The following is a 26,064-nucleotide window of genomic DNA, read 5'->3' on the forward strand; positions in this document are numbered from 1 at the left end:
TGTAAGCGGTAACAAACAGGGAGGGGCATACATGAGTACGACGGTCATTGTATCTGGAGCAAGAACACCATTTGGAAAACTAGGCGGCACTCTCAGTGGTTTGACTGCCGCAGAACTAGGCGGTATAGCGATCAAGGCTGCACTGGAAAGAGTTTCGGGTTCTCATGAAATAGATGAGGTCATTATGGGAAGTGTTTTACAAGGAGGGCAAGGGCAGATTCCTTCAAGGCAAGCAGCAAGATATGCTGATCTTCCTTGGTCTGTTCCAACACAAACCATCAATAAAGTCTGTGCATCAGGCATGCGCAGTGTGAGCACGGCAGATCAAATCATTCGAGCCGGTGATGCTGAGGTCATCGCGGCGGGCGGTATGGAATCCATGTCTCACGCTCCTTATCTGCTAAAAAAAGCGCGATGGGGCTACAAAATGGGAGATGGTGCAGTACAAGATGCGATGATTTTAGATGGGTTAACCTGTTCATTTACAGGCGTTCATATGGGTGAGTATGGAAGTATGGCTGCAAAGGAGCTTGGCATCACGCGGGAAGAGCAGGATCTGTGGGCACTCAGAAGTCACGAACGGGCCATCGAAGCGCAAAAAAGTGGCTTTTTTCAACATGAAATCACCCCCGTCACCGTCAAAACAAAAACGGGAGAACGGCTGATCACAGAAGATGAATCTCCGCGGCGTGATACGTCATATGAACGGCTGTCAAAGCTCATGCCTGTTTTTGATCAGAAAGGTACCATCACCGCTGGAAATGCACCAGGTGTCAATGATGGTGCAAGTGCACTTCTTCTAATGAAAGACACGTATGCTGTGCAGCATGGCGTAAAGCCAATGGCAGTCGTTTTCGGTCATACTCAAGTTGCTGTAGAGGCGAAGGATTTCCCGAAAACACCAGCCTTTGCCATCGAGAAGCTTTTGAAGAAAACAGGAAAACGTCTAGAGGATATCGATTTATTTGAAATCAATGAGGCCTTTTCAGCTGTGGCTCTGGCATGTGAAAAAATAACCGGGATCGACCGGCGGAAAATGAATATCAACGGAGGGGCTGTCGCACTCGGTCATCCGATTGGGGCAAGCGGAACACGTATCATATTGACATTGATTCATGCGTTAAGACAAAGAGGCGGAGGCATTGGCATTGCGGCGATTTGCAGTGGAGGCGGTCAAGGAGATGCGATCATGATAAAGGTAGATGAAAAGGGAGGCGCTTTTTGATGAGTATAGAAGAGACCGTTATGGTCGTTGGAGCCGGTCAAATGGGATCAGGCATTGCCCAAGTGTTTGCTCAGTCAGGCTATACAGTCCTGCTCCATGATGCATCAGAAAAGCAGATTCATCGAGCGATCTCCTCCATGACCAAACAACTGACGAAGCGCGCAGAAAAAGGAAAGCTGGCACATCAGGCAGTCCGAGATATTACGCAGCGGCTTGCCGTTTCCACAGATTTACAAGACGTACAACAGGCTCATTTAGTCATAGAAGCTGCATCAGAACAAATGAGTGTCAAAAAACAAATCTTTGAAACACTTGATCAATTTGCAGAGGCGGAGGCCATATTTGCGACAAACACGTCTTCCTTGTCGATCACAGAATTAGCAGCTGTGACGAGCAGACCGGAGAAAGTGATTGGCATGCATTTTATGAATCCAGTTCCTGTCATGCAACTGGTTGAAGTCATTCGAGCGCTGCAAACGAGTGATGACACATATCAAGTTATTTATGAAACAGCGAAGACATTAAACAAAACCCCAATTGAAGTGGAAGACTTCCCAGGGTTTGTATCAAACCGAATATTGATGCCAATGATCAATGAAGCCATTTACACCCTATATGAAGGTGTGGCAGATGCAGAAAGCATTGATGGTGTGATGACACTTGGGATGAATCACCCAATGGGGCCGCTTCGTCTAGCTGATTTCATCGGACTTGATACATGTTTATTTATTATGAATACCCTTCACGAGGGACTTGGAGACAGCAAATATCGACCTTGTCCTCTTTTGAAAAAATACGTGAATGCAGGCTGGCTGGGCAAAAAGACAAAGAGAGGTTTTTACACATACCACGACCACTCATAGGGGGAGTCAAGATGGATGTTTTGCTTACGGATAAACAGCGTCTCTGGAGAGAACAGACAGCAGAATTTGCACGCCAGCGTATATTCCCTGAAGTAGAAGCGATGGAACAAGGCCGGTTTCCAAAAAAAATTTTAAGTGAAATGGGACGGCAAGGCTATCTAGGAATTCCAATACCAGCTTCGTATCAAGGCTTAGGTGCAGATTTTACAACGTATATCATCGCGATCCATGAATTATCGAAAGTGAGTGCGACCATCGGTGTCATTGTGTCCGTTCATACATCTGTTGTGACGATGCCTATTTTGACTTTTGGAACGAAAGAACAAAAAGAAACTTATGTCCCGCTGCTTGCATCAGGAGAGAAGCTGGGTGCCTTTTGTCTGACTGAACCAAAGGCTGGATCAGATGCCTCCAGTATTCAGTTAAGAGCAGAGCAGATAGGCGGCGGTTATGTATTAAATGGGACGAAAATCTTTATCACAAACGGCGGAGAAGCAGAGCTATATCTTGTCTTTGCGGTGACCGATCCGGCATCTGCGAGAAAAAATATATCGGCGTTCATTGTCGAGAAAGATACGCCGGGATTTACGATTGGAAAAGATGAGGAAAAGATGGGACTGCACGGTTCAAAAACAGTCACGCTTCATTTTGATGGCGTGCGGATTCCAAAAGATCAGCTGCTCGGTGCAGAAGGAGAAGGCTTTCAAATTGCTATGTCCAGCCTAAATGCAGGGAGAATTGGAATTGCGGCTCAAAGCCTTGGCATTGCAGAAGCCGCTTTAACCGAGGCAGTGACCTATTTAAAGAAGCATCCAGCAGGTCTTGAAACGACCATTCGGCTGGGTGATTTGGCGGCGAAGCTTGAGGCGGCCAAACTGCTCGTCTATCAAGCGGCTTCTTTCAAAGAGGCAAATCGTCCAGTCACAAAGGAAGCATCAATGGCAAAGCTGTTTGCGTCAAAAACGGCGGTGGAGATCAGTACAGAAGCGCTCCATTTGCTAGGCATGGATGGTTATACGAATCGTTATCAAGCAGAACGTTACTTTCGTGATGCGAAAATTTGTGAAATCTATGAAGGAACAAGTGAAATTCAAAGGCTGGTCATCTGTAAACAGCTAATATGAAACGAGGTGGCTCAAGATGCAGTTCCAATTAAGTGACGAACATGAAATGATTCAAAAAATGGTGAGAGACTTTGCGAAAAATGAAGTGGAGCCAACAGCAGCAGAGCGAGATGAAACAGAGACATATGATCCATCTATTTTTCGCAAAATGGCAGAGCTCGGTTTAACGGGTATCCCTTGGCCGGAAGACGTGGGCGGAATCGGCAGTGACTATTTAGCCTACGTCATAGCAGTTGAGGAGCTTTCAAGAGTGTGCGCGTCTACAGGTGTCACGCTGTCCGCTCATACATCTCTTGCTTCATGGCCAATCTATACTTTCGGAACAGATGAACAAAAAGAGACCTATTTAAAGCCGCTTGCAGAAGGGCAGAAGATAGGAGCATACGCACTTACTGAGAGCGGTTCTGGTTCAGATGCTGGCGGAATGAAGACAACGGCTGTAAAGGCAGGCAGTGAATACGTCCTGAACGGGGCGAAAATCTTTATTACAAATGGAGGCATAGCAGATTATTATATTGTGTTTGCCGTAACAGACCAAGAAGCTGCATCTCGAAATACAACCGCTTTTATTATAGAAAAAGAGACACCTGGTTTTTCCGTTGGCAAAAAGGAAAGCAAACTGGGCATACGCTCATCGCCAACAACTGAAATTCGTTTTGAAGATTGCCGAATCCATGAAAGGAACCGGCTCGGTGCAGAAGGAGAAGGGTTCAAAATAGCGATGATGACGCTCGATGGCGGCAGAAACGGCATTGCTGCACAGGCAGTTGGGATTGCTCAAGGCGCTCTTGATGCGGCGGTTCAGTATGCCAAGGAGCGTAAACAATTTGGCAAACCAATTATTCAGCAGCAAGGGATCGCCTTTAAGCTGGCTGATATGGCAACAGCGATTGAAGCATCAAGGCTGCTTACTTACCAAGCGGCATGGCTCGAAACGAAAAGCCTCCCGTATGGAAAGGAATCAGCCATGTCCAAGCTCTTTGCTGGTGATACAGCGATGAAAGTAACGACAGAAGCAGTTCAAATCTTCGGCGGGTACGGCTACACAAAGGATTACCCAGTCGAACGATACATGCGTGATGCAAAAATCACTCAAATTTATGAAGGAACTCAGGAAATCCAGCGTTTGGTCATCTCAAGGAAACTGCTAGATATGTAGAAAACAAGCAAAGACCGCCTGAACGTGAGGTGGTCTGTTTTCGTTCGTCATGCAGTTTTCAAATTTTCAATGTTCATCCATATCACCATCGCGTTATGTTAAAATTAGGGAAAATATCGATATGGAGGTTATGATGATGAACTCAACATTTATGGCCATTTTGGCAATCGTCACGATGGTTATTTGGATCATGGTGTCCGCGGAGCTTTCGAAATCTCCAAAAAAGCAGGAAGAAAAAGAAAACAGACGCAGAAAACTAATCGTACTCATGTCTGCTGGAATGTTATTCACGATTCCTGTCGTTATCTCACTCATTCAGAACATCCCATTTTAAAATAGACGAGAAAAAACGGAACGACAAAAAGCATGCCGTACACAAGATCTAGTCCAATTTAACGCGGATGATGAAGCTCTAGGCGCTCCCCTTGAGAAAAATCAAAAATTAACATCAATAAAGGTGGCATAAACTCCCCTAATTTGTTTATAATGAGAGGTATGGTTTGTCGTAAGAATAAGGTATAAATACTTATTATTTCACTGATAAATGGATACATACATGTAATAGAAAGGGAGTGTCTGACCTTGAGTTTGAAAGAATACTCACAGGAACAGCTCAAACAAATGTCTTTAGTTGAACTTGCTTATGAAATTTTCAGAGACAGCAAAACACCAATTACGTTTTCCGAGTTAATAGATGAAATTATCCGTTTGCAAGGAATACAAAAATCCGATCTTGATGATCGACTTGCTCAATTCTATACAGACTTAAATATAGATGGCCGCTTTATTTCGTTAGGTGATCAGAGATGGGGACTTCGCAGCTGGTATCCAGTTGATCAAATCGAAGAAGAAGTTCAGCCAGCTGTGAAAACAAAAGCGAAAAAGAAAAAAGCAAAAGCAGCTGTCGTTGAAGAAGACTTCGATGAGATCGAAGAGGAAGAAGAAATCGACGAGCTTGAAGAAGACCTTGATCTTGTTGAAGACGACGATGATCTCGACCTAGACGATGATGAAGAAATTGATGAAGATATTGAAGACTTCGACGAAGATGATGATGAAGATGATGACGGCTTAACGGAGATTGATGAAGACGATTTAGACGATGATGAGGAAGACAAATAACCCTCTCAAACCGGTCCTCAAAACAGGACAAAACCGTCTTGACTTTCGAGAGCGAACTATGTAGTATGTATTTTGGGCTCTCTAAAAAAGAGTACGTAAAGATACGTTCATTTACGCTCCCTTTCATTTATTTGAAAGGGAGCTTTCTTATTTTTCAAGAGATTTAGGGATACACTCTAAAAAGGATGAAGCTGTGCATGTGTAGACATGCAAGGGTAAAAAAGAGAGGAGCATACGAAATGACAAAGTATATTTTTGTAACAGGAGGAGTTGTTTCCTCACTTGGAAAAGGAATCACGGCAGCATCGTTAGGCCGCCTTCTGAAAAATAGAGGGATGGATGTCACCATTCAAAAATTCGATCCATACATCAACGTAGACCCAGGGACAATGAGTCCATACCAGCACGGTGAGGTTTTTGTCACAGATGATGGTGCTGAAACAGACCTTGACTTAGGTCACTACGAGCGTTTCATTGATATTAACTTAAATAAGTACAGCAACGTCACAACTGGTAAAATCTACTCTACTGTTCTGAAGAAAGAGCGCCGCGGTGACTACTTAGGTGGAACAGTACAGGTCATTCCCCACATTACAAATGAAATCAAAGACCGCGTGTACCGTGCCGGAAAAGAAACGGGTGCAGATGTGGTCATTACAGAAATCGGCGGAACAGTAGGAGATATCGAATCCCTTCCATTCCTTGAAGCCATTCGTCAAATGAAGAGTGACATCGGACGTGAAAACGTGATGTACATTCATTGTACCCTCGTTCCTTACATCCGTGCAGCGGGTGAATTGAAAACAAAACCAACACAGCATAGTGTAAAAGAACTTCGCAGTCTTGGTATTCAGCCAAACGTCATCGTGGTCAGAACGGAAATGCCTCTGGCACAAGATATGAAGGACAAAATTGCGCTATTTTGTGATATTGATACAAAAGCTGTTATCGAATGTCAGGATGCAGATACGCTATACTCCATTCCGCTTGATTTACAAAAACAAGGGCTGGACAAGCTAGTATGTGAACATATGAAACTTGACTGCCAAGATGCGGACATGACGGAGTGGACAGCGCTTGTTGATAAAGTGCAAAACCTTTCGAAACAAGTCACAATTGGTCTTGTAGGGAAATATGTTGAGCTGCAAGATGCTTATATTTCTGTCGTTGAATCACTTCGTCATGCTGGTTATGCGTTTGATGCAGATGTTCAAATTAAATGGATCAATGCAGAAGAAGTGACAGCAGAGAATATCGCTGATTTCGTACAAGATGTTGACGGTATTATTGTTCCTGGAGGCTTCGGAGACCGCGGAGTAGAAGGGAAAATCATTGCCACACAATATGCTCGTGAAAACAAAGTGCCATTCTTCGGAATCTGCTTAGGAATGCAAGTGGCATCTATCGAATACGCAAGAAACGTATTAGGGCTTGAGGGAGCTCATTCAGCGGAAATTGATCCTGAAACAGCATTCCCAATCATTGACCTTCTTCCAGAACAGAAGGATGTAGATGATCTAGGCGGAACACTTCGTCTCGGTCTATATCCTTGTAAATTAAATGAAGATTCAAAAGCATTTGCAGCATACAATGACGAAGTGGTCTACGAACGCCACCGTCATCGCTACGAGTTTAATAACGAATTCAGACAGCAAATGGAAGCAGCAGGCTTTGTCTTCTCTGGTACAAGCCCAGATGGACGTCTTGTTGAAATTATCGAGCTGAAGGATCACCCTTGGTTCCTAGCTTCTCAGTTCCACCCAGAATTCGTCTCAAGACCGACAAGACCACAGCCATTATTTAGAGATTTCGTTGGTGCTTCACTTCAAGCATCTGAATCAAAATAAAACAAAAAACTGCCGAGAATATCACTTCTCGGCAGTTTTTTTATTCATATTCCTCTACGATTTCTTTCACAGTAAACGATAGAGCGTGGTAGACGTATAAGCAGGTCATTAAAGCCGGATAACCAAACCTTGTCCCATCTTCAGCGGGCACAAGCGGTTTCTTGAGCTGAAAATCAATGTGGACATCACAATGCTCTTCAATCGTGGAAGGCTCCTTTTGTGCCGGCCCTACACCAACAATGGGCATACCTTGTTCGTGCAGTTCTTTTACAAGAGATTGAATTTCTTGATCTTCTGGGTCTGAATAAAATAACAGCACTCTGTCACTTGGATGAAGTAAGCTGCGCTCCTTTTGATCGAGCGGGAGTACTTTCGCACCGGGAAACGGCTCCTTGCTTTCAGATGCCTCTAAGGCGACAGCAGCCAGCTCATTCTTCCCGTGAAAATAAACGGCATGTCCACTGACAACGGCCTGTGCAAGAAGGCGTGCACCGTCCTCAATCGCTTCAGCCTGCTTTTCTCCAATACGTGAAAAAATACCTGATAACTGGGTCGTAAAAATTTTTAACAAGACTCATTTCCTCCTTCGGTCAGATCATTTTATAATAGAATATAAAGAGAATATTAGGAAAAATGCTCAGAAAATGTCGTAAAGTAAACTATTATAATTAAAGGAAATGTGAAAATCAAACAGAATTATTTAACAACAGCTCTTTTTATGGCGAAAAATGAAAGCAATGGGGTGTAACAGATGAATGAGAAAATTTTAATTGTCGATGATCAGTACGGTATTAGAATATTATTGAATGAAGTGTTTCATAAAGAAGGCTATCAAACCTTTCAAGCTGCCAATGGACTTCAGGCATTAGATATTGTGAAAAACCATAGACCGAACCTTGTCCTGCTTGATATGAAAATTCCCGGAATGGATGGTATCGAAATTTTAAAACGAATGAAATTAATTGATGAAGACATCCGTGTCATCATTATGACAGCTTATGGTGAATTAGATATGATCCAAGAATCCAAAGAACTCGGTGCCTTGACGCACTTCGCTAAGCCTTTTGATATTGATGAAATCCGAGATGCTGTCAAAGAATACCTGCCGCTTGAAACAAATGGCTAGATGGAAATGATTGAATCGAGTCATTCTGTTGCCGATTTGTCGAATAATTGGTATTCTAGAAAAGAAGAAGAAAGCGATCTGACTTTGAAAGTTTACATATGGCGAGAAATTCTGGTCATGCTAGGGTGGAGAGCTTTTTTTAGCAAGCAAATTAGCTACATAGGGAGGATTTTTCATCATGCCTTTAGTTTCAATGACAGAAATGTTGAAAGACGCAAAGGAAAAAGGTTACGCTGTTGGACAGTTTAACTTAAATAACTTAGAATTCACGCAAGCGATTTTACAAGCTGCTGAAGAAGAGAAATCTCCTGTTATTTTAGGAGTATCTGAAGGAGCAGGACGCTACATGGGCGGCTTCAAAACAGTTGTCGCAATGGTTAAAGCGTTAATCGAAGAATATAATGTAACAGTTCCTGTTGCGATTCATTTAGATCACGGTTCAAGCTTTGAATCTTGTGCAAAAGCGATTCATGCAGGATTTACTTCTGTCATGATCGATGCTTCTCACCACCCATTCGATGAGAATGTGGAAACAACTGCGAAAGTCGTTGAACTTGCACATTTCCATGGTGTGTCTGTAGAAGCTGAACTTGGAACTGTTGGTGGGCAAGAAGATGACGTCATCGCTGAGGGCGTTATTTATGCTGATCCAAAAGAGTGCCAAGAGCTTGTAGAACGAACTGGTATTGACTGCCTTGCACCTGCACTAGGTTCAGTACATGGTCCATACAAAGGTGAACCAAACCTTGGTTTCGCTGAAATGGAAGAAATAGGTAAAACAACTGGTCTTCCACTTGTTCTTCACGGTGGAACAGGTATCCCAACTGCTGACATCAAGCGTGCAATTTCACTTGGTACAGCAAAAATCAATGTAAACACTGAAAACCAAATTGCTTCTGCGAAAGCAGTACGCGAAACACTTGCTGCAAAAACAGAAGAGTATGATCCACGTAAATATCTTGGACCAGCTCGTGACGCAATTAAAGCGACTGTTATCGGCAAAATGCGCGAATTTGGTTCTTCTAACCAAGCATAATTTGATGAGAACCGAAAGCCGCCTGAGTCACAGGCGGTTTTCTCCATATCTTGAGAAAGCGCAATCAAATTTACATTTCAGACAATTTATTGATAGGAGAGTGGCACAGTTATGTTATTTTTCGTAGATACAGCAAATATTGCAGACATCAAAGAGGCGCACGAGCTTGGCATTTTAGCAGGCGTCACAACAAACCCTAGTTTAGTAGCGAAAGAAAAGGACGTATCATTCCACGACCGCCTTCGTGAAATCACTGACGTCGTATCGGGTTCTGTCAGTGCAGAAGTGATTTCCCTAAAAGCAGAGGAAATGATTGAAGAAGGAAAAGAGCTTGCTGCCATCGCACCAAATATCACGGTTAAAATTCCAATGACTACAGATGGTCTTAAAGCTGTCAAAGCATTAACAGACCTTGGAATTAAAACAAACGTCACATTGATTTTTAGTGCAAACCAGGCACTTCTTGCAGCTAGAGCTGGTGCGACGTATGTCTCTCCATTCCTCGGCCGCTTAGATGACATTGGCCAAAATGGTCTTGATCTCATCAGCGAAGTGAAAACTATTTTTGATGTTCATGGATTAGATACACAAATTATTGCTGCATCCATTCGTCACCCGCAGCATGTGACAGAAGCTGCGCTTAGAGGTGCTCATATCGGCACAATGCCGCTGAAAGTCATCAAGCAGCTGACGAAACACCCATTAACGGATGCAGGCATTGAGCAATTTTTAGCAGACTGGAATAAATAAGTGATTGTGGCAGGCGGGATTGTCTCTCGTTTGCCGCAGTTTTCCTTATAAACGCTAAGAAATGTTTTGTGCAAAGAAGAGAACATCACAGCCTCGCAAAGCTTCGATTATTTTTCTTCCGACAAATTTCGTTTAACCTGTATTCTTTCTCTTGATATTGGCTAAATTTTGGACAAGACCTTTTAAAGCGCGACATCCACAAACAGTATAACTCCAACAGTGATCTTCTTTAAGAAGGGAGACAAATATGGAAAAGTTAAACATTGCCGGCGGTGACCCCTTGCGCGGGACCGTACATATTAGTGGTGCGAAAAATAGTGCAGTTGCACTGATTCCTGCCACGATTCTCGCTGATTCTCCAGTAACCATTGAAGGCCTTCCGCATATATCAGATATCGACACATTACGAGATCTGTTAGAAGAAATTGGCGGAAAGGTCACTTTTGAAAAAGGTGAAATGGTCGTCAATCCTGTTTCCATGATCAGTATGCCGCTTCCTAATGGAAAAGTGAAAAAACTGCGTGCATCCTATTATTTAATGGGGGCCATGCTGGGCAGATTCAAGCAGGCTGTCATCGGACTGCCAGGAGGATGCCACTTAGGACCTCGGCCGATTGATCAGCATATCAAAGGTTTTGAAGCACTTGGAGCCGAGGTGACAAACGAGCAGGGTGCGATTTATTTGCGCGCTGAAAAATTAGTTGGAGCCCGTATTTATCTTGATGTTGTCAGTGTAGGTGCGACGATCAACATCATGCTGGCAGCCGTACTGGCTGAAGGAAAAACGGTGATTGAAAATGCTGCAAAGGAACCCGAAATTATTGATGTAGCGACACTGCTTGCAAGCATGGGAGCCAAAATCAAGGGTGCAGGTACCGATGTCATTCGAATCGAAGGTGTAGAATCTCTTCATGGCTGTAAGCATTCAATCATCCCTGACCGCATCGAAGCAGGAACATTTTTAATAGCTGGTGCAGCGATGGGAGATGAAGTTGTACTTGATAATGTGATCCCAACTCATTTAGAATCAATTACGGCGAAACTTAGAGAAATGGGGTTCACCATTGAAACGAGCAACGATCAGATGCTGATCGTTGGCAGAAACGAAGGACTCAAGCCTGTCGATATCAAAACCCTTGTGTATCCGGGCTTTCCGACTGACCTTCAGCAGCCGATGACGGCGCTGTTAACAAAAGCGAAAGGCACGAGTGTGGTCACAGATACGATCTACTCAGCCCGCTTTAAGCACATTGACGAATTGCGTCGAATGGGTGCAAACATGAAGGTCGAAGGAAGATCTGCTATTATTACCGGACAAACGCAGCTCCAAGGAGCAAAGGTCAAAGCAAGTGATCTGCGTGCAGGGGCTTGCCTTGTTGTCGCAGGGTTAATGGCAGACGGTGTGACCGAAATCACAGGGCTTGAACATATAGACAGAGGATATAGTTTGCTTGAGAAGAAGCTTGAAGGCTTGGGTGCAACCATCTGGCGTGAAAAGCTGAATGACCAAGAAATAGAAGAACTTCAAAATTCATAAGGCTTTGACTGTGAGAGGAGATTTGGACAAAAATGGAAAGAAGTTTATCGATGGAACTAGTACGGGTGACAGAAGCAGCCGCATTAAAATCTGCCCGTTGGATGGGAAGAGGATTAAAAGACGAAGCGGATGATGCTGCAACAAGTGCAATGCGTGATGTATTTGACACCATTCCGATGAAGGGAACAGTGGTCATTGGCGAAGGAGAAATGGACGAAGCACCAATGCTTTATATTGGGGAAAAGCTTGGGAACGGATATGGACCTCGCGTGGATGTCGCTGTTGATCCATTAGAAGGAACAAACATTGTGGCAAGCGGCGGCTGGAATGCCTTAGCTGTCATTGCAGTTGCAGATCATGGCAACTTGCTGAATGCACCTGATATGTACATGGATAAGATCGCAGTAGGTCCAGAAGCGGTAGGCTGCATCGACATTGAAGCGCCTGTCATTGATAATCTTCGCGCTGTTGCAAAAGCGAAAAACAAAGATATTGAAGATGTGGTAGCAACGATTTTAAACAGAGATCGACATGAGAAAATTATTGCTGAACTGAGAGAAGCAGGAGCAAGAATTAAACTGATCGATGATGGTGACGTTGCAGGAGCCATTAATACAGCATTTGATCACACAGGTGTTGATATTCTATTTGGTTCAGGTGGAGCGCCTGAGGGTGTCCTTTCTGCTGTTGCATTAAAGGCACTTGGTGGTGAAATTCATGGTAAGCTTCTTCCTCAAAGTGAAGAAGAACTAAGACGCTGTGAGAAAATGGGGCTGGATGTTGGTAAAGTCCTCAGAATGGAAGATCTCGTAAAAGGAGATGACGCCATTTTTGCAGCGACAGGTGTAACAGACGGCGAATTACTTAAAGGTGTTCAATTCAAAGGCTCTGTTGGAACAACACATAGTGTTGTCATGCGTGCGAAATCAGGTACGGTTCGTTTCGTAGACGGCAGACACAGCTTAAAGAAAAAACCGAATCTTGTCATTCGTCCGTAATCTGAAAGCGGGTATTCATTACCCGCTTTTCATATAGGTGTCAAATGTATATCATTTTCTTTTTAAAGTTGAATATTCTCTGCAAATGAGGTAAAACTAAAGAGTGCTGCGAAATTTTCTGCGAATTTACTTCTTTTAAGCTTCAACAAAGTTTAAATACTGCCGCATCATGACGATATACTCATTATCCTTCTCTATGTTGACAAAGCTCTATTTCACATTGTTCCTATCTTTCACGATAAAACGAGTGGGAGCGTTACCATCAGAGCGAGGTCATTCCAACAACAACGGAATTAAAAGCTAATCAAATACAATGGTCATGCATTTGTAAGAAATACATTGACTAGAAAAGTGTGGTGTCCATATTGAAAGATGTTTCGATTTCATCTTTGGAAAATATGAAATTAAAAGAGCTGTATGAGTTAGCAAAGCGATACAAAATCTCTTATTACAGCAAACTAACAAAAAAAGAATTAATTTTTGCCATCTTAAAGGCGAACGCTGAGCAAGAGGATCTCTTATTTATGGAAGGTGTTCTTGAAATTATTCAGTCTGAGGGATTTGGTTTCTTAAGACCGATTAACTACTCCCCAAGTTCTGAAGACATTTATATTTCAGCTTCACAAATCAGACGCTTTGATTTACGAAATGGAGATAAAGTGTCTGGAAAGGTACGACCTCCAAAAGAAAATGAACGCTACTATGGCCTCCTTCATGTAGAAGCGGTAAATGGGGACGACCCAGAATCAGCAAAGGAACGTGTTCACTTTCCTGCTCTCACACCGCTATTTCCTGACCGCCAAATGATTCTTGAAACACAGCCTAATCACCTGTCTACTAGAATTATGGACATGATGGCGCCAGTTGGATTTGGACAGCGTGGTTTAATCGTTGCACCGCCTAAGGCTGGGAAAACCATTTTGCTTAAAGAAATTGCCAACAGCATTTCTGAAAATCACCCAGAGGCAGAGCTGATTGTCCTTTTGATTGACGAACGACCAGAAGAAGTAACAGATATCGAACGTTCTGTTGCAGGGGATGTTGTTAGTTCAACCTTTGACGAAGTACCAGAAAACCACATTAAAGTAGCAGAGCTTGTCTTAGAGCGTGCGATGCGTCTTGTTGAACATAAAAAAGATGTCATTATCTTAATGGACAGCATCACAAGGCTTGCTCGTGCATACAACCTTGTGATTCCGCCAAGCGGCCGAACGCTTTCAGGCGGTATTGATCCGGCGGCATTCCATCGTCCAAAACGCTTCTTTGGTGCTGCGCGTAACATTGAAGAAGGCGGAAGCTTGACGATTTTAGCCACTGCACTTGTTGATACAGGGTCACGTATGGATGACGTGATTTATGAGGAGTTTAAAGGAACTGGGAACATGGAGCTTCATTTGGACCGTTCTTTGGCCGAAAGAAGAATCTTCCCTGCGATCGACATTCGCCGTTCTGGTACGAGAAAAGAAGAACTTCTTGTGCCAAAAGAGCATCTTGATCGTCTATGGGCGATGAGAAAATCGATGTCAGATACACCTGACTTCGCTGAGAAGTTCATGCGCAAAATGAGAAAAACAAAGACAAACCAAGAATTTTTCGATATTTTAACGCAAGAATGGAAACAAGCCAATATGTCTGCATCAAGAAGATAGCTTCCTTGAAAAAATACATTTGCAATCATAGACTCTCACTGTTATAATTTTATCATGTGCGTTTCAGAATTTATTTCTGAGATATTAACTCTGTTTCCGAATTGGATTCAGGGCGGAAGGAGATGACAGTAGATGAAAACAGGAATTCATCCTAACTACAAAAAAGCTACAGTCAAATGCGCTTGTGGAAATGAGTTTGAAACTGGATCAGTAAAAGAAGAGGTACGCATCGAGATTTGCTCTGAGTGCCATCCTTTCTATACAGGCCGTCAAAAATTCGCTTCTGCTGATGGACGTGTTGACCGCTTTAACAAAAAATACGGTCTTAAGTAATAATAGATACAATAAACAGGCAGGAATCCGTTCTTGCCTGTTTTTTTACGTGGATTGATGGAACTTTAAAACGGGGGAGAAGACCTTATGTATGTGATGAAACAAAGCGGTTGGCTTGAAGTCATCTGCGGCAGTATGTTTTCTGGAAAGTCGGAAGAATTGATTCGGAGAGCCAAAAGGGCCACCTTTGCCAAACAAGAAGTAAAAATATTCAAACCAGCGATTGATAACCGATATAGTACAAGCTCAGTTGTGTCACATAACGGTTCATCATTAGATGGGATTGCAGTAGCCTCACCAAAAGACATAATAACGCACATATCAGAAAGAACCGATGTCATTGGCATTGATGAGGTGCAATTTTTTGATGAGACAATCATTGACATTGTCACTCAATTGGCTGACCAAGGCTACCGAGTCATTGTTGCAGGCCTGGATCAAGACTTCAGAGGAGAGCCATTTGGTGTTGTTCCGCATTTAATGGCATGTGCAGAGCTTGTAACAAAACTTCAAGCAGTTTGTTCGGTATGCGGCTCCCCAGCGAGTAGAACACAACGCTTGATCGACGGTAAACCCGCATCCTATGATGATCCTATTATTTTAGTAGGTGCGCAGGAATCATACGAAGCACGATGCAGACATCACCATGAAGTACCAAAACTTGATGTTGGTACAACACTTGACAATTAAAAAAATAGCAAATGCCGCTGTGTTTCGTTTTTCGAGATTTTGGATGAACACCCATCATTTGTACTTAAATAAATTAAATAACACTACGATTAAATTATCTAATTTTCAACGCTTGCGTTTTGTCATAAGCAGGCATAAAATGACTAACTGTAGTGTAAAGCATTTAAACGAAAAGTTCGATTTCTTGTCATATTTTTTTTGATTAAGGATTTTTCTCCTTAATCGTTCTTTGAATTAATAGTTCACTTTATTTATATTTTAGAAAGAGGGTAGTTTTTGATGAACAACGTGAAGAAAACAAAAGAAGGGTACCTCGAAACCACTTTGACAGGTAAAGATGTATTATCGATTCCAACGTTGAACAAAGGCGTTGCTTTCTCTGAAGAAGAAAGACAAGAGCTTGGACTAGAAGGCTTACTTCCTCCAACGGTTCTGACTTTAGAACAGCAAGCGGAAAGAGCGTACAAGCAATTTCTAGCACAGCCGGATCGTCTTCGTCAAAACGTATACTTAAGTGATTTACAAAACCGTAACGAAGTATTGTTCTACAAGCTTCTAACAGAAAAGCTTCGTGAAATGCTTCCGGTTGTGTACACACCAACTGTTGGTGAAGCGATTCAAGAATACAGCCATGAATACAGAAGACCTCATGGTGTCTATCTTTCAATCGACGACATTGACGGCATCGAGAAAGCATTTGAAAACTTGCACGCAACTGCTGGAGATATTGATCTCATCGTTGCAACTGACTCTGAGAGTATTCTTGGAATTGGTGACTGGGGTGTTGGTGGTATCAACATCGCAATCGGTAAATTAGCTGTTTACACAGCTGCAGCAGGTATTGATCCTAGCCGCGTGATTCCAGTTGTATTAGATGTTGGAACAAACAATGAAAAATTATTGAATGATCCATTATACATCGGGAACCATCACAAACGTGTACAAGGTGAGAAATACGAAGAGTTCATTGATGCTTATGTGAAAGCAGCACTTAAATTCTTCCCGAAAGCATTGCTTCACTGGGAAGACCTTGGAAACAAAAATGCGCGTAACATCATGAAAAAATACAACGATAACATCTTAACGTTCAACGATGATATTCAAGGTACTGGTGCCATTACTTTAGCGGGTGTTCTTGCAGCTGTCAAGAAAACTGGTACTCAATTGAAAGATCACCGTGTTGTCATCTTCGGAGCTGGATCAGCTGGTATCGGAATTGCAGACCAAATGCGTGACACAATGGTTCTTGAAGGTCTAACAGAAGAAGAAGCAAACAATGCATTTTGGACATTAGACTACAGAGGATTGCTAACAGATCAATTTGAAGATGAAGTGCTTGATTTCCAAAAACCATACCTTCGTACTTCTGATGAAGTAGAAGGCTGGGCACGCGATGAAAAAGGACAAATCTCATTTGCTGAAACTGTTCGCCAAGCGAAGCCGACAATTCTTATTGGTACATCAGGTCAAGGCGGCGCATTCACTGAAGAAATCATTAAAGAAATGGCAGCTCATACAGAGCGTCCAGTGATCATGCCGATGTCTAACCCAACACCGCTTGCTGAAGCAGTGCCAGAGGATTTATTCAAATGGACTGATGGCCGTGTACTTGTTGCAACTGGCAGCCCGTTCGAAAACGTTGAGTATAACGGAATTGAACATGAAATCGGACAATCAAACAATGCGTTCGTTTTCCCTGGACTTGGTCTTGGCTCAATCGTAACAGAATCAAAAATCATCACAAAAGGCATGTTCGTTGCTTCTGCAAATGCAATTGCTGAAATGGTTGATCATGAGAAACCAGGTGCTGGTCTACTGCCAAGTATTGATAAATTGCAAGAAGTGTCAATTCATGTGGCTGTTGAAGTAGCGAAAGCAGCAATTAAAGATGGTGTCGCAAGAAGAACGCCTGACAACATCGAACAAGCTGTGAAAGATGCAATGTGGATTCCTGAATATAAAAAAATTGTAAGAGCATAATAAAATGTGTAACGCGGCATTGCTTCGGGTAATCTAAGCAATGCCGCTATAAAAAAAGAAACATGTAAAGGATTTAAGGAGGAATAGTAAGATGGACTTTTTAAATATTTTGATCCTCCTAGCACCGATTTTTTTCGTTATCGCGCTGGGTTGGTTCGCAGGACACTTCGGCAGCTATGACGCTAAATCTGCAAAAGGTGTAAGTACACTTGTTACAAAGTATGCTTTACCAGCGCACTTTATCGCCAGTATTCTGTCAACACCAAAAGATAAATTCTATAGTCAAATTCCATTTTTCGTTGCATTGATTTTCGGAATTGTAGGTTTTTATATCATTATCCTTTTAGTTACGAAATTTGCTTTTAAATATGATTTAACAGATTCTTCTGTTTTCTCGTTAAACTCAGCACAACCGACCTTTGCATTTATGGGGATTCCGGTCTTGGGCAGTTTATTTGGGGCTCAAGAAGTTGCAATTCCGATTGCGATTACCGGAATAGTTGTAAATGCAATGCTTGATCCAATTGCAATTATTGTGTCAACTGTCGGTGAAAAAACAAAAGGAAAAACAAAAGACGGCGAAAGCTTCCTAAAAATGACGACAAAAGCAATTTTGCACGGTTTATCAGAGCCGCTTGCACTAGCACCGTTAGCCAGTATCATTCTTGTTCTTTTAGGATTTAAACTTCCTGCAATCGGACATGAAATGTTAGAGGAAATTGGCAGCGTTACATCAGGGGTTGCACTATTCGCAGTCGGTGTTACTGTTGGTATCCGCAAAATTAAATTAAGCTTGCCAGCCTTCAGCATTGCATTGCTAAAAGTAGCTGTACAACCAATACTTATGTATTTTATTGCTGTTCTTATGGGTCTTTCGGCGGATGAAATTACAAAAGCTGTATTACTTGTAGCCTTCCCAGGTTCAGCTGTTGCAGCGATGATCGCAACACGATTTGAAAAACAAGAGGCGGAAACTGCATCCGCATTTGTCATCAGTGCCATCATGTCACTCATCACATTACCGATCATTATTGCACTTACCGTATAATATAGTAAAAAGGCTGCCTATCGAGGCAGCCTTTCTTAACGAAATGAATGAAACAGAGGGAAGAGTACACGCTTTTTTTTGATGTCAGGGTGTGCGATTTCCTTTTTTTCTTCTACTTGTGACGGTTGTTTCAAGGTTGCGGCGAGGCGGTCAAATTTAGTGGATAAATCTTCAATTTCCCTGCGGTGCTGGAGCAGCTGATACGATACACCTTCATCTGCTTTTTTAGCCAGTTTCCGTTCAAGCTCTTGCAGGCGGTCTTCTACATCAGTGACGTGTAATTGCTGCTGAATAAGCTCTTTCACTTGCTTTTCTAATGCTTCAATCCGCTGTATGGAGACATCAGTTTCGACAGCAGGTGCTGATTGACGAACGGTTTCCTTATGGATTGGCAGTTGAATGTCTTGGAGGATCACGCCTTCACTCATTTGGTGTTTGACCTCTTTGAGCAGCTGCAGAATATCTTCATGAAATTCATAATGTCCAAGTTCATTCCGGGCGACAGGGATGTTGAGCTGTTTGACCCAACGCTGAATCGTTTTTGAAGAAACACCAATTTCTTTTGCAACCTCATTTGTATTCAAACCAAATGCCCTCCCTTTTTTCAATTACAAGTACCATTCTCTTTAAGGAGGACCTGTTCCTTCACGTTAGACAAAACAAGTAACCAATCGCCAAAGATCGTGTTTTCTAGTGAAAAATTGCAGAAAATCAAATGTTTTGGAAATTTTTTTGACTGTCATACCCCGCTATACTATAATTAGACTGTTACGCACAAAACAGAGGTGAAGACCATGTTAGACCGTTTAAAATCAATTGAAGAACGTTATGAAAAACTAAATGAATATTTAAGTGACCCTGAAGTGGTGAACGACACTACGAAGCTTCGTGAATATTCAAAGGAGCAATCCGATATTCAAGAAACTGTTGAGGTATATAGACAATATCGTGCGGCATACGACCAGCTGAATGATGCGAAAGCAATGCTGGAAGAGAAGCTGGATGCCGAGATGCGCGACATGGTCAAAGAAGAAATTTCAGAGCTCACAGAGGAAACGGAACGTTTAGAAGACGAGCTGAAAATCTTGCTGATCCCGAAAGATCCGAATGACAACAAAAACGTTATTGTAGAGGTTCGTGGTGCAGCAGGTGGAGAAGAGGCTGCTCTTTTTGCCGGAAACCTTTACCGCATGTACAGCCGTTATGCTGAAATGCAAGGCTGGAAAACGGAAGTGATGGAAGCGAGTGTCACAGGCACAGGCGGTTATAAAGAGATTATCTTTATGATCAGCGGGAAAGGCGCTTACTCCAAACTAAAGTTTGAAAACGGCGCACACCGCGTGCAGCGTGTTCCGGAAACGGAATCAGGCGGACGAATTCATACATCAACAGCAACAGTTGCTGTACTGCCTGAGGCTGAAGAAGTTGAAATTGATATCCATGAAAAAGACATCCGTGTAGATACTTTCACATCTAGCGGACCTGGCGGACAAAGTGTCAATACGACCATGTCTGCAGTTCGATTAACTCACCTTCCAACAGGTGTAGTTGTATCCTGTCAGGATGAGAAGTCGCAAATCAAAAACAAAGAAAAAGCCATGAAAGTACTGCGTGCGAGAATTTATGATAAATTCCAGCGTGAAGCACAGGCTGAATATGATCAAACGCGTAAATCTGCGGTTGGAACAGGGGATCGTTCAGAGCGTATCCGTACGTACAACTTCCCGCAAAACCGTGTAACAGATCACCGTATCGGGTTGACGATTCAAAAGCTTGATCAAATTTTAGAAGGAAAACTTGACGAGGTCATTGATGCATTAATTATGGAAGACCAAGCAAGAAAGCTTCAAAATGCAAAATAAACAACGAACAATTTTTGAAGCCCTTAAATGGGCTTCTTCTTTGTTAACGGAAGCCGGTAGAGATCAAAATGCAGCAGAGCTTCTTTTGATGCATGTGCTGGGCTGGAGCAGAAGTGAGCTTCTTGCACGTTTTCATGATTCGCTGCCTGAAGAGCAAGATCAATTGTTCAGTAAGTTTGTTACACAGCATAAAGCGGGTGTTCCTGTTCAGCATTTAACGGGTCTTGAATTTTTTTACGGACGTCCTTTCGAGGTGAACAAGCATGTCCTTATTCCTCGTCCTGAAACGGAAGAAGTTGTTTTGGCGGCGCTCAATTTGGTAGGTGACGTCTTCCCGCCCGATCAGCCGCTCAAAGCAGTTGACGTTGGCACAGGAAGCGGAGCAATTGCGATTACGCTGGCTCTTGAAAAAAAATCACTATCTGTCACAGCGACTGATATTTCATATGAAGCTCTTGCGGTAGCAAAGCGGAATCAAAAAGCACTCGGTGCAGACGTTCAATTTTTACATGGAGATTTACTTGAGCCGGTTATAGCTCAAGGCATCAAAGTGGATGTGTTTATTTCCAATCCACCCTATATTGCGGCGGAAGAAATGGACAGTCTGTCTGAGGTTGTGACGAAACATGAGCCGGTCAATGCGCTGACTGACGGCCGTGATGGCTTGTGGTTTTATCAGCGTCTCGTTCGTGATCTTCACAGTGTGCTGAGTGAGCAGGCAGTTGTTGTCTTTGAAATTGGACATACGCAAGGTCAAGATGTCACAGCGCTTCTCGTGCAGGCATTTCCTAAAGCAAATGTTCGCATCGTCAAAGATATTAATGGAAAAGATCGAGCTGTTTGCGCGCACATTCAAAACGGAAAGTCCGGCTGAATAAAGCCGGACTATTTTATTATGTAAAGATGAAACTTATGGTAAAAGAGAAACGTATAATATAGAAGAATGAACATTCTGATCATGATTTTTTACATAAATTTGTTTTGAAGGAGCGAATGGTGTGAACAAAAGGTATGCGATGGTGTTGGTCATCGTCAGTGTACTATTGATTGTGAGTGCTTGTGGTAAACCGAGCTTTAAAAAAGAGGCAGCAGCATTTGGAGAAAGCTATAAAAAAGCACAATACACAGTGAATCGAACGGATGACCTATCTGACATGAAAGAGAAGCTGAAGGTTTATTTAACCGAACATGAATATCAAGAATATACACAAGACAGCATGTTCCCGAGCATATTAGAAGCGGCAAAGGATCAAGATTGTCAAATTAAGCTGAAGAAAATTATGTTTACGCCTTCAGATGAAAGCGATGACAGAATTGAATTTAACTATGAAATGGTGATTCAATTTATCGATCAAAAAGAAAAGGTCAAAAAAGAAATCGAGAAAAAAGGGGCCATGACTGTCATCAAAACTGAATCTGGTTTAAAAATCAGCCGAGATTGGGATGGGAGACTGTACCCTTCTGACTACCAATCCTCACTGAAAAGTCGTTCTTAATGAGAACGACTTTTTTGTTTTGACTCATAATCTATTAAAAAAATCATGTTGACTGTTTATGAGATGAGTTTCCTGGACACAATGTTTGTAGCGAAGAGAAAAAGTGGGGGGAACACACAATGTTGAAAAGTAAAACGATGATTTGTCTTTATATGTTTCTATTATTATGCGGTGCTTTTGCAAACCTTGGCAAGGAGGAGACAGCGGCTGCTTCTGCAAATCAGCCTGTTGTCATACCAGATGAAGCGATTCGATTACGCATTTTAGCAAATAGTGATCGTTCAGCCGATCAGGATGTGAAAAGAAGTATTCGTGACGAGGTCAATGCCAATATGACGGAGTGGGTCAAAGACCTCACATCCATTGAAGAAGCAAGACGTGTTATTCGATCAAAGCTGCCAGAAATCAATCGTATCGCCAAAGCGAAATTGAAGGAACAGCATATTGATCAATCCGTATCGGTCAGTTTTCAAAAAGCTTCATTTCCAACAAAGCTCTATGGAAATTTCGTTTACCCTGCTGGGAAATATGAAGCCATTTTAATTACGCTTGGAGAAGGGGATGGAGCCAACTGGTGGTGTGTGTTATTTCCGCCGCTCTGCTTTATTGATTTTTCAAACGGAGAAGCCATCGCCTCACCAGAAGGGGATGATGATAAACAAGTGACAGCGCAGCAAACGAAAGAGTCTGTCAATGAAGTGGTGAAAGAAGAGGAAGAAGAGACAGGTGAAGTGAAGTTCTTTTTGTTCGAATGGGTCTCTAGTCTTTTCTCTTAAAAAAGGTATAAATCGGTTTTTGCCTCATAGAGTTGAAGTAAGAGGATCAAAAAGAGGTGAAAGCATGTATTATCAATTAAGAATAGCCACAGAAGAAGATATCCCGGCGATCAATGCTTTTCTTGAAAAAGGACAAGCGAAAGGCGGAGTAACGCTTACGGATCGTACGACATTTGTTGTGATGGAAGATGCGGACGGTCAGCTGGCAGGCTGCTTAGGTCTTGAACAGCTCAATGAACAAGAGGGATTGCTGCGGTCTCTTGTCATATCAGATAAGCTTGGTCAGGGACACATTGTCTCTTTGTTCCAAAGTGTTCAAACGCTCGGAGAAAAAATGGGTGTGGATACTTTTTATGTCGTCGCAAACCATTCCTCCTCCCATGATTTTTTGGCACTAATGGGTTTCGCACCTTTAGAGGAAATTCCAGAAAGCATGTGGAGCTCCGCGCATGCAAAAGAGACATTGGGGAAAGAACAGGCTGTGGTCCTGCAAAAAAAAGGCAGTTAATCACAAAATGATGGACTTATACACATACTTATCCACTACAAAACAAGCGTTGTCCACAAATTGTGGACAACGCTTGTTTTATTGATCATCATCTTTTATACTTTCAAAAGGATAATTGAGATATATCAACAGTTTTATCTTTTTTAAAAGGAGTTTGTATGATGTTAAATACAAAAAGGTGGTCTGTGGATTTAGAAAAGGATTTATCCACATACTATCCACAAATTAAACAGGCGGCCGATCTGCTGCAGCAAAATGAAGTGGTTGCTTTCCCGACAGAGACCGTTTACGGACTCGGGGCAAATGCAAAAGAGACAGAAGCCGTGATGAAAATTTATGAAGCGAAAGGGCGTCCGAGTGATAATCCGTTGATTGTTCACATTGCGGAGGTTCAGCAGCTTCACGAATTTGCACAAATAGAAAGCGAAAAAGCGAAGGCGCTGATGGATGCCTTTTGGCCGGGCGCCTTAACCATCGTTCTTCCGTGTAAGCCAGGCACTTTATCAAAGCAGGTTACAGCAGGTTTATCCACAGTAGGAGTGAGAATGCCTGACCATCCCATTGCGCTTGAGCTCATCCGAGCAGCTGGTCTGCCAATTGCTGCACCAAGTGCCAACCGTTCGGGAAAACCTTCACCAACACAAGCTGACCATGTAGCGAGTGATCTCCAAGGGAGAATCGCTGGGATTGTGGATGGCGGTTCAACTGGAATTGGCGTTGAGTCAACGGTTGTATCCTGTGTCGGTGAGACCCCGGTGATTTTAAGACCAGGCGGGATTACAAAAGAAGCATTAGAAGAGGTAGTCGGAACGGTGAGTGTGGACCCGGGGCTGACAAAAAAGGACGAGGCGCCTGTATCGCCGGGAATGAAATACACACATTATGCACCTGAAGCCCAGATGTATATCTTTCATGGAAGTGATGAAGACATGCAGCGTCACATTCAGAAATACAGAGCTGAAGGTTTAAAAGTCGGAGTGCTCACAACAGAAGAAAAGAAATCGCTGTTTGCGGCAGATGTTGTGTACAGCTGTGGATGGAGAGAAAGACCTGAAACGGTTGCTGCAAACCTTTATCGAGTACTGAGACAATTTGATGAAACAGATGTAGACTTGATCATTTCAGAAGCCTTTTCGGAGCAGGGAGTCGGTTCTGCCATTATGAACCGTCTGCAAAAAGCCGCAGGAGGGCGTACACTCCCATCGTTCCAATAGTTCTAACCTTTCTTGGACAAACATAGGTTAAAGAAGAATGTGTGTCCAAGGGGGATTTACATGAACGAACTAGCTGGTGAATTGCTGACACTCAGCATCATGGCTTTTGCACTTGGGATGGATGCTTTTTCGGTTGGACTTGGTATGGGGATGATTCAGCTGAGGTTCCGCCAGATCATTTATATTGGACTTGTTATTGGAATATTTCATATGTTTATGCCGCTTTTTGGCATGCTGACAGGTCAGCTCTTATCTGGATGGCTCGGTCTTCTTGCCACCTATATCGGCGGGGCGCTGCTTTTGGTGCTGGGACTGCAAATGATCGTTGCTTCTATCCGCAAAGAGGATAAGCCCTTTATCGCACCTGTTGGGGCTGGTCTCGTTCTTTTTGCCACAAGTGTAAGTTTAGACAGCTTCTCCGTTGGTTTAAGCCTCGGAATTTACGGTTCTCGAGTGTGGATGACTATTTTATTGTTTGGTTTTTTTAGTATGCTCCTCACATGGCTCGGCTTATTACTCGGTAAACAGGTTCGGTCATGGGTTGGTTCATATAGCGGCGCGCTTGGCGGAATCATTTTACTAGCCTTTGGTATCAAATTATTATTTCCGCTCTAGCCAGTCTCCTTACATAACATGTAGAATGAAATGCTATATAATAGAAGAAAAGGAGGGCGAAAGATGAAAATCTTATTTGTTTGTACGGGAAATACATGCAGAAGTCCAATGGCTCAAGCCCTTTTTGCTTCAATTGCAGATGAAAAAGGTTTAGAGGTCACTGTGAAATCAGCGGGCATTTTTGCCTCTGATGAAGGGAAGGCTTCTCCTCAAGCGGTCGAAGCATTATTTGAGAAAAGCATTCCACTGAATCACTCATCATCAAAATTGACAGAGGATCTTCTGCGCGAAGCTCATTACGTCTTCACGATGACGATGCAGCATAAACAGTTGATTGCAGAGCAATATGCGCATGCACAAGGCAAGGTCTTCACTTTAAAGGAATTTGCGACAGGAACAGAAGGCGATGTATCCGACCCGTTTGGAGGAAGTCTTTCTGTTTATCAGGAAACTCGTGATGAACTTGAAGTCTTGCTGTATCAGCTCGCTGAGAAGTTGAAAAAAGATCATCATCATAGATAACATGTAAAACCGTTGCGTCAACGGTTTTTCTGCTTTTGTTTGCAAATGACTAGGCAGAGGTTAAAATATAACTGTGAATAAAGAATGAAAGTAAGACTTAACAGATCAACTCACCCTTAGGAGGAATTGCCCGATGAAAGTAGCCATTGCATCCGATCACGGTGGAACGAATATTCGTGAAGAAATCAAACAACTGATGGATGAATTGAAGATTGAATACATTGATATGGGTTGTGAATGTGGATCAGGTTCTGTAGACTATCCAGATTATGCTTTCCCTGTAGCCAATATGGTGGCAAATGGAGAAGTCGACCGCGGCATTTTAATTTGCGGGACAGGCATCGGCATGAGTATCTCGGCAAATAAAGTAAAAGGAATTCGCTGTGCATTAGCACATGATACATTTAGTGCAAAAGCAACGAGGGAACATAACGATACGAACGTTCTTGCGATGGGAGAGCGAGTGATTGGACCGGGATTAGCACGTGAGATTGCGCACATTTGGCTGACGACAGAGTTTACAGCAGGACGCCATGCTGTGCGGATTGGCAAAATTGCTGATTACGAAGAAAAGCACCTATAAG

General features: G+C 42.8%; 28 protein-coding genes. 26 read left to right on the top strand and 2 right to left on the bottom strand.

The genetic code is table 11. The features are described 5' to 3' along the window. Window positions 1-31 precede the first annotated feature (31 nt). The 7 genes from MHI60_RS09250 to pyrG all read left to right on the top strand — a co-directional run bounded on the left by MHI60_RS09250 (window position 32) and on the right by pyrG (window position 7,340). Complete coding sequence (locus MHI60_RS09250) at window positions 32-1,225, top strand: acetyl-CoA C-acetyltransferase (protein ID WP_144483810.1); 1,194 nt, start codon at window positions 32-34, stop codon at window positions 1,223-1,225. After that, window positions 1,225-2,088, top strand: coding sequence for a 3-hydroxybutyryl-CoA dehydrogenase (locus MHI60_RS09255; RefSeq protein WP_095409785.1), 864 nt, complete (start codon window positions 1,225-1,227; stop codon window positions 2,086-2,088). The genes MHI60_RS09250 and MHI60_RS09255 overlap by 1 nt, the downstream gene beginning before the upstream one ends. An 11-nt stretch (window positions 2,089-2,099) precedes the next feature. Next, on the top strand, window positions 2,100-3,212 hold the full coding sequence (locus MHI60_RS09260) for an acyl-CoA dehydrogenase family protein (RefSeq protein ID WP_144483807.1): 1,113 nt from the start codon (window positions 2,100-2,102) through the stop codon (window positions 3,210-3,212). A gap of 16 nt (window positions 3,213-3,228) precedes the next feature. Continuing rightward, complete coding sequence (locus MHI60_RS09265) at window positions 3,229-4,371, top strand: acyl-CoA dehydrogenase (protein WP_144483804.1); 1,143 nt, start codon at window positions 3,229-3,231, stop codon at window positions 4,369-4,371. A 136-nt stretch (window positions 4,372-4,507) separates the two neighbouring features. Next, complete coding sequence (locus MHI60_RS09270) at window positions 4,508-4,705, top strand: hypothetical protein (RefSeq protein WP_144483801.1); 198 nt, start codon at window positions 4,508-4,510, stop codon at window positions 4,703-4,705. 248 nt (window positions 4,706-4,953) lie between these two features. Further along, window positions 4,954-5,493: a DNA-directed RNA polymerase subunit delta gene (rpoE, locus tag MHI60_RS09275; protein ID WP_095409781.1), complete on the top strand. Its 540-nt coding sequence runs from the start codon at window positions 4,954-4,956 to the stop codon at window positions 5,491-5,493. Window positions 5,494-5,732: 239 nt separating this feature from the next. Next, window positions 5,733-7,340, top strand: coding sequence for a CTP synthase (glutamine hydrolyzing) (pyrG, locus tag MHI60_RS09280; RefSeq protein ID WP_048237659.1), 1,608 nt, complete (start codon window positions 5,733-5,735; stop codon window positions 7,338-7,340). A gap of 40 nt (window positions 7,341-7,380) precedes the next feature. Here the strand turns inward: pyrG and MHI60_RS09285 are convergent, their stop codons facing one another. Continuing rightward, window positions 7,381-7,911, bottom strand: coding sequence for a DUF2529 domain-containing protein (locus MHI60_RS09285; protein WP_144483798.1), 531 nt, complete (start codon window positions 7,909-7,911; stop codon window positions 7,381-7,383). Between the two features lie 180 nt (window positions 7,912-8,091). Here MHI60_RS09285 and MHI60_RS09290 point away from each other — a divergent pair, with 180 nt between their 5' ends. The 10 genes from MHI60_RS09290 (at window position 8,092) to MHI60_RS09335 (ending at window position 18,487) form a co-directional block, all read left to right on the top strand. After that, a complete protein-coding gene (locus MHI60_RS09290) occupies window positions 8,092-8,466 on the top strand; it encodes a response regulator (protein WP_003214681.1) in 375 nt (124 codons plus the stop codon). A 178-nt stretch (window positions 8,467-8,644) separates the two neighbouring features. Continuing rightward, window positions 8,645-9,502, top strand: a complete 858-nt coding sequence (locus tag MHI60_RS09295) for a class II fructose-bisphosphate aldolase (RefSeq protein WP_024423748.1) — start codon at window positions 8,645-8,647, stop codon at window positions 9,500-9,502. A gap of 111 nt (window positions 9,503-9,613) precedes the next feature. Continuing rightward, on the top strand, window positions 9,614-10,252 hold the full coding sequence (gene fsa, locus MHI60_RS09300; protein ID WP_003215343.1) for a fructose-6-phosphate aldolase: 639 nt from the start codon (window positions 9,614-9,616) through the stop codon (window positions 10,250-10,252). A gap of 247 nt (window positions 10,253-10,499) precedes the next feature. Further along, window positions 10,500-11,789: a UDP-N-acetylglucosamine 1-carboxyvinyltransferase gene (locus MHI60_RS09305; protein ID WP_024423746.1), complete on the top strand. Its 1,290-nt coding sequence runs from the start codon at window positions 10,500-10,502 to the stop codon at window positions 11,787-11,789. Window positions 11,790-11,821: 32 nt separating this feature from the next. Further along, window positions 11,822-12,787: a class II fructose-bisphosphatase gene (glpX, locus tag MHI60_RS09310; RefSeq protein ID WP_012011567.1), complete on the top strand. Its 966-nt coding sequence runs from the start codon at window positions 11,822-11,824 to the stop codon at window positions 12,785-12,787. Window positions 12,788-13,152: 365 nt separating this feature from the next. Beyond that, window positions 13,153-14,436: a transcription termination factor Rho gene (gene rho / locus MHI60_RS09315; RefSeq protein WP_008354975.1), complete on the top strand. Its 1,284-nt coding sequence runs from the start codon at window positions 13,153-13,155 to the stop codon at window positions 14,434-14,436. A gap of 132 nt (window positions 14,437-14,568) precedes the next feature. Further along, window positions 14,569-14,769 (top strand): 50S ribosomal protein L31, encoded by a 201-nt coding sequence (gene rpmE / locus MHI60_RS09320; protein ID WP_003215407.1) that lies wholly within the window; start codon window positions 14,569-14,571, stop codon window positions 14,767-14,769. A gap of 87 nt (window positions 14,770-14,856) precedes the next feature. Beyond that, complete coding sequence (locus MHI60_RS09325; protein WP_048237655.1) at window positions 14,857-15,459, top strand: thymidine kinase; 603 nt, start codon at window positions 14,857-14,859, stop codon at window positions 15,457-15,459. Between the two features lie 279 nt (window positions 15,460-15,738). Beyond that, complete coding sequence (gene malS / locus MHI60_RS09330; RefSeq protein WP_111290594.1) at window positions 15,739-17,439, top strand: oxaloacetate-decarboxylating malate dehydrogenase; 1,701 nt, start codon at window positions 15,739-15,741, stop codon at window positions 17,437-17,439. Between the two features lie 91 nt (window positions 17,440-17,530). Continuing rightward, entirely contained in the window at window positions 17,531-18,487 is a 957-nt protein-coding gene (locus tag MHI60_RS09335; protein WP_095409777.1) for an AEC family transporter, read from the top strand. A 35-nt stretch (window positions 18,488-18,522) separates the two neighbouring features. Here MHI60_RS09335 and racA read toward each other — a convergent pair whose 3' ends face one another. Next, on the bottom strand, window positions 18,523-19,071 hold the full coding sequence (gene racA, locus MHI60_RS09340) for a chromosome-anchoring protein RacA (protein WP_095409776.1): 549 nt from the start codon (window positions 19,069-19,071) through the stop codon (window positions 18,523-18,525). Window positions 19,072-19,281: 210 nt separating this feature from the next. Between racA and prfA the strand changes: the two genes are divergently transcribed. From prfA to rpiB, 9 genes are all read left to right on the top strand, one after another. Continuing rightward, entirely contained in the window at window positions 19,282-20,349 is a 1,068-nt protein-coding gene (gene prfA, locus MHI60_RS09345; protein WP_048237652.1) for a peptide chain release factor 1, read from the top strand. Next, a complete protein-coding gene (gene prmC, locus MHI60_RS09350) occupies window positions 20,339-21,223 on the top strand; it encodes a peptide chain release factor N(5)-glutamine methyltransferase (RefSeq protein ID WP_144483795.1) in 885 nt (294 codons plus the stop codon). The genes prfA and prmC overlap by 11 nt, the downstream gene beginning before the upstream one ends. A gap of 142 nt (window positions 21,224-21,365) precedes the next feature. Next, the gene (locus tag MHI60_RS09355; protein ID WP_048238026.1) at window positions 21,366-21,845 is read left to right on the top strand and encodes a hypothetical protein; all 480 of its coding nucleotides are present in this window, start codon (window positions 21,366-21,368) and stop codon (window positions 21,843-21,845) included. A gap of 122 nt (window positions 21,846-21,967) precedes the next feature. Further along, window positions 21,968-22,621 carry a stage II sporulation protein R gene (gene spoIIR, locus MHI60_RS09360; protein WP_024426346.1) on the top strand — a complete coding sequence of 218 codons (654 nt, stop codon included), beginning with the start codon at window positions 21,968-21,970 and terminating at the stop codon, window positions 22,619-22,621. A gap of 64 nt (window positions 22,622-22,685) precedes the next feature. Beyond that, window positions 22,686-23,129: a general stress acyl- n-acyltransferase gene (locus MHI60_RS09365; RefSeq protein ID WP_095409774.1), complete on the top strand. Its 444-nt coding sequence runs from the start codon at window positions 22,686-22,688 to the stop codon at window positions 23,127-23,129. A gap of 161 nt (window positions 23,130-23,290) precedes the next feature. Further along, entirely contained in the window at window positions 23,291-24,343 is a 1,053-nt protein-coding gene (locus MHI60_RS09370; protein WP_144483792.1) for an L-threonylcarbamoyladenylate synthase, read from the top strand. A 60-nt stretch (window positions 24,344-24,403) separates the two neighbouring features. Then, on the top strand, window positions 24,404-24,958 hold the full coding sequence (locus MHI60_RS09375) for a manganese efflux pump (RefSeq protein ID WP_048237647.1): 555 nt from the start codon (window positions 24,404-24,406) through the stop codon (window positions 24,956-24,958). 63 nt (window positions 24,959-25,021) lie between these two features. After that, on the top strand, window positions 25,022-25,480 hold the full coding sequence (locus tag MHI60_RS09380; protein ID WP_144483789.1) for a low molecular weight protein arginine phosphatase: 459 nt from the start codon (window positions 25,022-25,024) through the stop codon (window positions 25,478-25,480). 133 nt (window positions 25,481-25,613) lie between these two features. Continuing rightward, window positions 25,614-26,063: a ribose 5-phosphate isomerase B gene (rpiB, locus tag MHI60_RS09385; RefSeq protein ID WP_003214714.1), complete on the top strand. Its 450-nt coding sequence runs from the start codon at window positions 25,614-25,616 to the stop codon at window positions 26,061-26,063. The last annotated feature ends 1 nt before the right edge of the window (window position 26,064 follow it).

The sequence above is a fragment of the Bacillus sp. FSL K6-3200 genome, from assembly GCF_038630485.1.
In the GTDB taxonomy this organism is placed as follows: Bacteria; Bacillota; Bacilli; order Bacillales; family Bacillaceae; genus Bacillus; species Bacillus safensis.